The organism is Mycobacterium sp. (assembly GCF_036488105.1).
Classification (GTDB): Bacteria; Actinomycetota; Actinomycetes; order Mycobacteriales; family Mycobacteriaceae; genus Mycobacterium.
In genome coordinates, this window is record NZ_DASXHW010000303.1 from 1 (window position 1) to 9,579 (window position 9,579).

The 9,579-nt window shown below is 67.1% G+C and carries 11 protein-coding genes; 4 read left to right on the forward strand and 7 right to left on the reverse strand.

What is annotated here, in order from left to right:
* From cysS to carD, 4 genes are all read right to left on the reverse strand, one after another.
* Positions 1–1,031: cysteine--tRNA ligase (gene cysS, locus VGH54_RS15930; RefSeq protein WP_331513028.1), on the reverse strand; the 1,031-nt coding region annotated here is incomplete at its 3' end.
* Positions 1,032–1,190: 159 nt separating this feature from the next.
* Positions 1,191–1,676, reverse strand: coding sequence for a 2-C-methyl-D-erythritol 2,4-cyclodiphosphate synthase (gene ispF, locus VGH54_RS15935; RefSeq protein WP_331513029.1), 486 nt, complete (start codon positions 1,674–1,676; stop codon positions 1,191–1,193).
* Complete coding sequence (gene ispD / locus VGH54_RS15940) at positions 1,673–2,344, reverse strand: 2-C-methyl-D-erythritol 4-phosphate cytidylyltransferase (protein ID WP_331513030.1); 672 nt, start codon at positions 2,342–2,344, stop codon at positions 1,673–1,675. Before ispD ends, ispF begins: the two co-directional genes overlap by 4 nt.
* Before the next feature lie 25 nt (positions 2,345–2,369).
* Entirely contained in the window at positions 2,370–2,858 is a 489-nt protein-coding gene (gene carD / locus VGH54_RS15945) for an RNA polymerase-binding transcription factor CarD (RefSeq protein WP_331513031.1), read from the reverse strand.
* Between the two features lie 380 nt (positions 2,859–3,238).
* On the opposite strand from carD, the gene VGH54_RS15950 reads away from it, so the two are divergent.
* From VGH54_RS15950 to disA, 3 genes are read left to right on the forward strand one after another with little or no spacing between them, the layout of a single operon-like run.
* Entirely contained in the window at positions 3,239–3,763 is a 525-nt protein-coding gene (locus tag VGH54_RS15950) for a hypothetical protein (protein ID WP_331513038.1), read from the forward strand.
* Between the two features lie 40 nt (positions 3,764–3,803).
* Positions 3,804–5,234, forward strand: coding sequence for a DNA repair protein RadA (gene radA, locus VGH54_RS15955; RefSeq protein ID WP_331513032.1), 1,431 nt, complete (start codon positions 3,804–3,806; stop codon positions 5,232–5,234).
* A complete protein-coding gene (gene disA / locus VGH54_RS15960) occupies positions 5,234–6,346 on the forward strand; it encodes a DNA integrity scanning diadenylate cyclase DisA (RefSeq protein WP_331513033.1) in 1,113 nt (370 codons plus the stop codon). Before radA ends, disA begins: the two co-directional genes overlap by 1 nt.
* On the opposite strand, the gene VGH54_RS15965 is transcribed toward disA, so the two are convergent.
* Positions 6,343–7,140: a hypothetical protein gene (locus tag VGH54_RS15965; protein ID WP_331513034.1), complete on the reverse strand. Its 798-nt coding sequence runs from the start codon at positions 7,138–7,140 to the stop codon at positions 6,343–6,345. The genes disA and VGH54_RS15965 overlap by 4 nt on opposite strands.
* A 165-nt stretch (positions 7,141–7,305) precedes the next feature.
* Positions 7,306–7,935 (reverse strand): carbonic anhydrase, encoded by a 630-nt coding sequence (locus tag VGH54_RS15970; protein ID WP_331513035.1) that lies wholly within the window; start codon positions 7,933–7,935, stop codon positions 7,306–7,308.
* Positions 7,936–7,960: 25 nt separating this feature from the next.
* Between VGH54_RS15970 and VGH54_RS15975 the strand changes: the two genes are divergently transcribed.
* Complete coding sequence (locus VGH54_RS15975; RefSeq protein ID WP_331513036.1) at positions 7,961–8,842, forward strand: A/G-specific adenine glycosylase; 882 nt, start codon at positions 7,961–7,963, stop codon at positions 8,840–8,842.
* On the opposite strand, the gene VGH54_RS15980 is transcribed toward VGH54_RS15975, so the two are convergent.
* A partial coding sequence (locus tag VGH54_RS15980; RefSeq protein WP_331513037.1) for an alpha/beta hydrolase occupies positions 8,839–9,579 on the reverse strand: 741 nt, incomplete at its 5' end. The genes VGH54_RS15975 and VGH54_RS15980 overlap by 4 nt on opposite strands.

Here is a 9,579-nt window from a genome sequence, read left to right on the forward strand (position 1 = left end):
GCGAACCGCGGCGTCCATATGCCGGGCACCACGGCGCCGACCCGGTTGCGGACGCGATGCAGAAACTCCTCGATGCCGGCGTAAGCCTTGACCGCGTCCTGCAGCGCGGTCTCGGAGAACTCGAGCATCGACCGATAGTGGGCGCTGCCCAGGTAGTAGCGCAGCTCGGCGGCGCGCACGCGCTGCAGCATCGCCGGGATCGCCAACACGTTACCCAGCGACTTGCTCATCTTCTCGCCGCCCATGGTGACCCAGCCGTTGTGCAGCCAGTAGCGGGCGAACTTGTCGCCGACCGCGTGGCTCTGCGCGATCTCGTTTTCGTGATGTGGAAACACCAAATCCATTCCACCGCAATGGATATCAAATTCCGGACCGAGATATTCGTGGGCCATTGCCACGCACTCGGTGTGCCAGCCTGGCCGCCCGCGTCCCCACGGCGTAGGCCAGGACGGCTCACCGGGTTTAGCGCCCTTCCACAACGTGAAGTCCCGCTGATCACGCTTACCGGTCGCGACGCCCTCGCCCTGGTGCACGTCGTCGATCCGATGACCGGACAGTTGGCCGTAGTCGGGGTAGCTCAACACGTCGAAGTAGACGTCGCCGCAACCCTCGTAGGCGTTGCCGGACTCGATCAGTCGCTCGATCAGCTCCACCATCTGCGTGATGTGGCCGGTGGCCCGGGGCTCGGCTGAGGGCGGCAGGACGCCGAGCGCGTCGTAGGCAGCGGAAAACGCCCGCTCGTAGGTCGCCGCCCATTCCCACCACGGTCGATGCGCGGCGGCGGCCTTGTTCAAGATCTTGTCGTCGATGTCGGTGACGTTGCGGATGAACGCGACGTCGCAGCCCCGCGCACTGAGCCAGCGGCGCAGGATGTCGAACGCGACCCCGCTACGCACATGGCCGATGTGCGGCAGTCCCTGCACGGTGGCGCCGCACAAATAAATGGAGACGTGCCCGTGTCGCATCGGCACGAACTCACGCACGGCGCCCGTCGCCGTGTCGTGTAGCCGCAGGTCGGCGCTATCGGTCACGACATGCCAGCTTACCGGGCCGGATATGTAATCGATGACCACTGCACAGTCGCCAAGTCGATTGCGTCGACAAAGCCCGTCGGATAGGGCGCGAGCGTCCACCAGCAGGGGAAACGATCACTGCGATGCGAAAAAAAGATCGGCTGCCCCCTGCGGCGGCTAGCGCGTGGTGTCGTCGGCCGCGACCAGCAAAGCCGTCGCGATTGCCGCCCGGCCCTCGCCACGCCCGGTCAGCCCCAGCCCGTCGGTGGTGGTCGCCGACACCGACACCGGTGCATCCAGGACTTCGGTCAGCGCCGTCTGCGCCTCAGCGCGACGTGGCCCGACCCTGGGATGGTTGCCGATCACCTGTACCGCCGCGTTACCGACGCGGTAGCCCTGCCGCGCGACCAGATCCGCGACGTGGCGCAGCATCGTCATACCGCCGACACCGGCCCACTGCGGGTCGTCGACACCGAACACGTCGCCGATATCGCCCAATCCGGCCGCCGACAGCAGCGCGTCGCACAGCGCATGCACGGCCACGTCGCCGTCGGAGTGCCCGGCGCAGCCGTCGACATCGGGATACAGCAGGCCAAGCAACCAGCACGGCCTGCCAGGTTCGATGACGTGCACATCGGTGCCTACGCCGACTCGCGCGTTCACCGGTTCACGATCGCTTGGGCCAGCAGCAGGTCGAGGCGCGTGGTGATCTTGAATGCCAGCGGATCGCCGTCGACCACTTGCACCTGCCCGCCGACGTGCTCGACTAGTGACGCGTCGTCGGTGAAATCCGCCGTTCCGGCCTGCTGATACGCGCGCAGCAACAGTTTGGTGGCAAAACCCTGCGGGGTTTGCACGGCGCGCAGCCCGGCCCGCTCCGGTGTCCCCAGAACCGCGCCGTTGGCATCGACGGCCTTGATGGTGTCCGAGAGCGGCAGCACGGGCACGACGGCCTGATGGCCGGCTCGCAATGCTTCGACGACCCGTACCACCAACTCGGGCGGTGTCAGCGCCCGGGCAGCGTCGTGCACCAGCACGAAATCAGGTTCTTCTGCATCTTCGACGGCCGCCAGCGCCCGGGCGACCGAGTCACCGCGATTGGCTCCACCGGCGACGACGGTCGCGCTGCTGCCGAGGATCAGTTTGGCCCGGTCGGTGCGATCGGACGGCACCGCCACGACGACGCGGTCGACGACGCCCGAATGCAGCAGGCCGTCGACGGCGCGTTCAACCAGAGTGCGTCCACCGAGCTGAAAGAAAGCCTTCGGCACACCGGCGGCCAGCCGTTCGCCCGACCCCGCGGCCGGGACAACTGCGACCGTGCCGGTCAACCCCGTTCCTTGCGACTCAGGGAATTCAGGAAGCGGCGGCGAGAACCTCGTCCAAGATGGTGTCAGCCTTGGCCTCATCGGTGCTCTCGGCCAACGCCAACTCACCGACCAGAATCTGCCGGGCTTTGGCCAGCATGCGCTTCTCGCCGGCGGACAGGCCGCGTTCCTGATCACGGCGCCACAGGTCACGCACGACCTCAGCAACCTTGTTGACGTCGCCGGAGGCAAGCTTCTCCAGGTTGGCCTTGTACCGGCGGGACCAGTTCGTCGGCTCTTCGGTGTGCGGCGCTCGAAGCACCTGGAACACCTTGTCGAGGCCCTCTTGGCCGACCACGTCGCGGACGCCGACGTACTCGGCGTTCTCAGCGGGTACTCGAACCGTCAGGTCGCCCTGCGCCACCTTCAAGACGAGATATTCCTTTTGTTCCCCTTTGATGGTTCGGGTTTCAATCGCCTCGATCAACGCAGCACCGTGGTGTGGATAGACAACGGTGTCTCCGACCGCAAAATTCATCAGTTTCGAGCCCCTTTCGTGACTCCATGCTAACACGTCACGCCAACACGTGGTGAACAACGGTGCAGGTCAGGGGCATCAGGCATGTGCAAAGGGGGTTGACATACGGAGAGTTTCGTGCAAGGTGCTGACATATCGAGATCCCGTTCGGCGCCGCTCGGAGGGCTGGAGTTGTGAGCTGTTCGAGGTGTCAAAGATGCTGTTGCGCTGCTCTAATCCGCCTCTGGTGCCCTGCGGTTTCGCGGCCCCGGCCGACCTACTACTGTGCATAGTCGAACCGCAGTGGCGTTCGAGGGCCGAGCAGGAGGCTTTGAGTGAACCGCTTCGACTACCGCGTCTCGAAATCCCGCTCGAGTCGTCGCTCGCCAAAGCGCGCCGCGCTGGCAGCCGGTGCCTTGATCGGCGCCGGCGCGATCGCGGGCTGCAGCGCCGGACAGGTTTCGCAGACCGCCATGCAGCAGTCGGCCGTCGACGGCAACCAGGCGGTGATCAACAACGTCGCGCTGCGCAACGTCCACATTCAGGCGCGGCAGACCGGTGATTTCCTGCGCCCGGGCGCCACGGTGGACCTAGTCCTCGTCGCGGTCAACCAGTCGCCGGACATCACTGACAAGCTGGTCGGCATCGCCACCGACATCGGCAAAGTCACCGTGACCGGCGACCCCACCCTGCCTGCCAGTGGCGTGCTGTTCGTCGGCCCGCAGAACGGCCAGAGCAAAAAATCCGTTAGCGCCGTGGAGAACGCCACCTCTGTCAAGGCGACTATCGCGCTGAGCAAGCCGATCACCAACGGCCCGAACTACGACTTCACCTTCAATTTCGAGAAGGCCGGCAGCGTCAGCATGGGAGTGCCGATTTCAGCGCCGGAAAGCGGGCCGGACCACGAATCGCCCGGGCCGGCCTAACCTCCGCTGATCTGTCACACCAGCCGGATACCGTCACCGGGTGGCCAAGGCACGTTCGCAGTACCGCTGCTCGGAATGCCGCCATGTCACCGCCAAATGGGTAGGACGCTGCCTGGAATGCGGCACCTGGGGCTCGGTCGACGAGGTGGCCGTGCTCAGTGCCGTACGAGGCGGCACTCGGGCCGCGGCAGGCCCGTCCCCGGCCGCCATTCCGATCAGCTCCGTCGAGCCTGACGGCACCCGGCACTGCCCCACCGGGATCGACGAACTCGACCGCGTGCTCGGTGGGGGCGTCGTGCCCGGCTCTGTCACGCTGCTCGCAGGCGATCCCGGAGTGGGCAAGTCGACGCTGTTACTCAAGGTCGCCCACCAGTGGGCGGCGTCCGGGCGGCGCGCGCTGTATGTGTCCGGCGAGGAGTCGCGCGGCCAGATCCGGATGCGCGCCGATCGGACCGGCTGCAGCCATGACGAGCTCTATCTGGCCGCCGAGTCGGATCTGCATGCGGTACTTAGTCATATCGAGGCGGTGCAGCCGACGTTGGTCGTGGTCGACTCGGTGCAGACCATGTGCAGCGCAGGCACCGACGGCGTCGCCGGTGGTGTCACTCAGGTGCGCGCGGTAACCAGCGCGCTGACCGGCGCGGCGAAAACCACTGGTGTGCCACTGATTCTCGTCGGCCACGTCACCAAGGACGGGGCCATTGCGGGCCCCCGCTCGCTGGAACATCTGGTCGACGTGGTGCTGCACTTCGAAGGCGACCGGAACTCGCTGCTGCGGATGGTCCGCGGCGTGAAGAACCGTTACGGCGCAGCGGACGAGGTCGGTTGTTTTGTGCTGCAGGACAACGGGATTGAAGGTGTCGTCGACCCGTCCGGGCTTTTTCTGGATCAGCGACCGGAGCCCGTCGCGGGTACGGCGATCACCGTGACGCTCGACGGAAAGCGCCCGCTGGTCGGCGAAATCCAGGCGTTGCTGGCCACGCCGACAGGCACTTCACCGCGCCGCGCCGTCAGCGGGATCGACCACGCGCGCGCTGCGATGATCGCGGCGGTGCTGGAAAAACACGCCCGGCTCAGGATCGCCGTCAATGACGTGTACCTGTCCACGGTCGGCGGCATGCGGCTGACCGACCCGTCGTCGGATTTGGCGGTGGCGGTCGCGCTGGCGTCGGCGTATGTGAACCTGCCGTTGCCGGCCACCGCGGTGATGATCGGCGAGGTCGGGTTGGCTGGCGATCTGCGGCGAGTCAGCGGCATGGAGCGGCGGCTGGCCGAAGCGGCTCGGCAGGGGTTCACCACGGCACTGATTCCGTTGGGCTGTGACGCTGTGCCGCCGGGTTTGAAGACGCTGCAAGCGCCCACCATCGTCGCTGCACTCGAGCACGTGCTCGACATCGCCGGGCACCGCGACAGGGACCAGAATCCACCACATCGTCCGGACTCCGCTCCCACGGAGCAGAATGACTGGTGATGACAGTCGGCAAACCATCGACGAACGGCTCAGCGGCCCAACAGCGGCCCTCCTTGCGTGAGGCCGTGGCACGGCTTGCGCCGGGTACGGCGCTGCGCGACGGCTTGGAACGCATCCTGCGTGGCCGGACGGGCGCACTGATCGTCCTCGGCTACGACGACAGCGTCGAAGCGATCTGCGACGGCGGCTTCTCCCTCGACGTGCGGTACGCACCGACCAGGCTGCGTGAGCTGTGCAAGATGGACGGCGCGGTGGTGCTGTCCACCGACGGCAGCCGCATCCTGCGGGCCAACGTGCAACTGGTGCCGGACCCGTCGATACCCACCGACGAATCCGGGACCCGGCATCGCTCGGCCGAGCGGGCCGCCAACCAGGTTGGGTATCCGGTGATCTCGGTTAGCCACTCGATGAGCATCGTGACCGTCTACTACTGCGGTGAGCGCCATGTGCTGGCCGACTCGTCCACCATCTTGTCGCGAGCCAACCAGGCCCTCGCCACACTGGAGCGGTACAAGACACGGCTCGACGAGGTCAGCAGGCAGCTGTCGAGGGCCGAGATCGAAGACTTCGTGACGCTCCGCGACGTGATGACGGTGGTACAGCGGCTGGAACTGGTCCGCCGAATCGGCGTGGAACTGGACTACGAGGTCGTCGAGCTGGGCACCGACGGACGCCAACTGCGGCTGCAGCTCGAAGAACTGCTCGGCGGTAACGAAGCTGCTCGCGAGTTGGTCGTGCGCGACTACCACGCCAACCCCGAGCCGTTGTCCAAGGCCGAGGTTGCGGTCACGCTCGACGAGCTGGATGCCATGTCTGACGCCGAGCTGCTCGACTTCACCACGATGGCAAGGGTTTTCGGTTACCCGTCGACTGCGGAAGCTCAAGACTCCGCGGTGAGTTCGCGCGGCTACCGTGCGATGTCGGAGATCCCGCGGCTACAGTTCGCCCACGCCGACCGGCTGGTCCGCGAGTTCGGCTCGCTACAGGGCCTGCTGGCGGCCAGTGCGGGCGACCTGGAAGCCGTGGAAGGCATCGGCGAGATCTGGGCCCGCCACGTGCGAGAAGGACTGTCGCAGCTGGCCGAATCGACCATCGGCGATCCGCTCAGCTAGCCGCCGGGGCCAGGTGGCGGACCGGGCAGCGGTCCCGGTCCCGGCGAGCCGGGCAACCCAGGCGGCGGAAGAGGCGGCGCGGCACCGGGAGGCAGCGGCGGAGCCATGATGAATGGAACCGCCAGCGATCGAAGGTTGCCCAGCTGGACGACGAGGTTGTAGGTACCGGGCCCGATCGCCGGCCGCGGCAGCGGGCAGTGCGGAGCCGACCCCATGCCGGTCCAGGTGACGGACGTGGTCACCTGTTCGCCGGGTGCAAAGGTCTTGACCAGGGTTTCGTTGGACGGCGCGCAGTCCAGGTTCGACCACAACCGCTTGTTATCCAGCGAATAGACGTAGCCGGCCAGCACTGCGGCGCCCACATCGCGCTTGCAGCCCACCAGCCCGATATTGGTGACGACCATGACGAACTTCGGCTGGTCACCGATGGCGTACTGCGGCGCGTTCGTCAGACCCTTGACGGCCAGCGTGGAGTCGGGGCAGTCGTCGCCCTCTTTGAGCATCGGCGGCGGCTGCACAGCGGCCGTCGGCGTCTCGGCCGGCTGGCCGGTGTTCTGACCGGCCGGCGGCTCCACCGGAGTCTTGACCTCGGGGTTGGTTCCCGGTGCGCCCTGCCCGGCCTGGGTTGGCTTCTTGGCTGCATCGGAGGTGTTGGCGCCGGCACTTCCGCTCAGTACGGCGACGATGATCGCGACGACGATGGCGATTACGACGACCGCGATGCCAATCGCCAATCCCCGGCGTCGCCAGTAAATCTCTGACGGCAATGGGCCTCGCGGTTCCAGATCCAGCACATTCACACGGTAAGGCCAGGTCACGTCGACCTGGCCGACCAAGCTCGGCGTGTCGCCCAGTTAACTGAAGACGGCGATCCCGCGGCGATCGGCTGAGGCCGCCGCGGCGGCCATCGTCTACGCCTACGACCACGGCCTCGTCACGCCGCGGTATTCGACCGGCGGTTAGGCGTCGACCTTGTCCCCGACGTCGCCGATGATGTTGCGCAACACCACTCGCCCGTCTTCGAGGTGGTACGTGGCGCCTACGATCGCCAGGTCTCCGGCGGCGACCGCTCGGGCGATGGCCGACGATCGCTCGAGCAGTTGCGTGCCGGTCTCGACAACGTGGCGTGCCTCGAACTCGTCGGGCCGGGTGAGGCCTTCACGGCGGCCGAGCAAGATGGACGGCGCCACCCGCTCGACCAAGTCGCGCACGTAGCCGCCGGGCAAAGCGCCGTCGTCCAGCGCCGCCAGCGTCGCCTTGACCGCACCGCAGCTGTCGTGGCCGAGGATCACGATCACCGACACACCGAGCGCACCCACTGCGAATTCCAGTGATCCCAATACCGCCGAGTCGATCACGTGGCCGGCTGTCCGGACCACGAACATGTCTCCCAGGCCCACATCGAAGATGAGCTCGGCGGCCACCCGGCTGTCGCCACAGCCGAACAGCGCGGCGGTGGGTTTCTGACCTTTGGCCAGGCTGGCCCGGTGCTGCACACTCTGGCTCGGGTGTTCGGGCTGGCCGGCCACGAACCGCTCGTTACCCTCTTTGAGTGATTTCCAAGCAGTTACGGGATCGGTGTTCGGCATGCCGCTCATTGTGCCGTAGCAACCTATGAAGCTCTCTCCAACGCAGCGTGAACTTCTGGACTGGTACGACCGGTCGCGGCGTGACCTGCCGTGGCGAGATCCCGAGGTGACGCCGTGGCAGATTCTGGTCAGTGAATTCATGTTGCAGCAAACGCCGGTGTCGCGGGTGGAGCCGATCTGGCGGGACTGGGTGGCGCGCTGGCCCACCGCGTCCGCGACGGCAGCGGCGAGCTCCGCGGACATCGTGCGGGCCTGGGGCAAGCTCGGCTACCCGCGGCGGGCCAAACGCCTGCACGAGTGCGCCACCGTCATCGCCCGCGACTATGACGACGTCGTTCCGGACGACGTCGACGTTCTGCTGACGCTGCCCGGAGTCGGCGGCTACACCGCCCGCGCGGTGGCGTGCTTCGCCTACCAGCAGGCGGTCCCGGTGGTCGACACCAATGTGCGCCGGGTGGTGGCGCGGGCCGTGCACGGACGCGCCGACGCCGCGGCGGCATCCGCCGTCCGCGATCACGCCGAGGTAGCGGCGTTGCTTCCCAACGATGCTTCAGCGCATAAGTTTTCCGCGGCGCTGATGGAGTTGGGTGCCACGGTGTGCACCGCGCGGACGCCGCGGTGCGGGCTGTGTCCGCTCAGCGTGTGTCAATGGCGTTCGGCGGGCTTCCCGCCATCGGAAGGCCCGGCTCGTCGGCCCCAGGGCTACGCCGGAACCGACCGCCAGGTTCGGGGCCGGCTGATGGATGTGCTGCGCGGCAGCGAGGCCCCGGTCACCCGTGCCCAGTTGGACGTCGCATGGCTGAGCGACACCGTGCAGCGCGACCGGGCGCTGGACTCGTTGCTGGCCGACGGGTTGGTGGCCAAGACCGGCGATGGGCGATTCGCGTTGGCCGGCGAAGAAGGCTAGCACGCAGCCAGGAACGACTCCACCGCCTGCCGATACAGCTGCGGCGCCTCGTCGTGAACCAAATGCCCGGCCCCGGATGCATATAAATACGTTGTGCGGTAACCGTTTTCGTTCATAGAACGTATCTGGCCGGCGGGAGTCAACGAGTTAGCGGCCTCGATGAGCAGCGCCGGGCAGCGCACCGCCTGCCATTGCGCCCAGTAGTCGCGGGTGCCCCACTCGGCGGCGATCTCGATCCACTTCGACGTGTGTCCGTGCAGCCGCCACCCGGTCGCGGTCCGGTCGAACGCGTCCAGGAAGTACCGGCCGGCGAGTTCGCCGAATTCTGCGAATACCCGTTCGGCGGAATCGAATTCGACCGGTAAGTTACGCAGCCACGGCTCCCACGGACCGGTGGTGCGACCGCGGAAGTCCGGCGCCATGTCCTCGACGACCAGCGCCGAGACCAGGTCGGGCCGCTCGGCGGCCAAACACCAGGAGTGCAGCCCGCCCATCGAATGCCCGACTAACCGGACCGGCGCGTCCAACGCGACCACGGCGTCACCGAGGTCGGCCACGAAGCGTTCGGTGCTGATCGGACTCGGGTCGGCGACCGCACGACCGCGGTGCCAAGGCGCGTCGTAGGTGTAGACGGCGCCCAGCTGAGTCAGCCACGGCAGCTGACGCGACCAGGTGGTGCCACGGCCCATCAGGCCGTGCACCAAGACCACCGGTTCACCTCGTCCACCGCGGTGGGT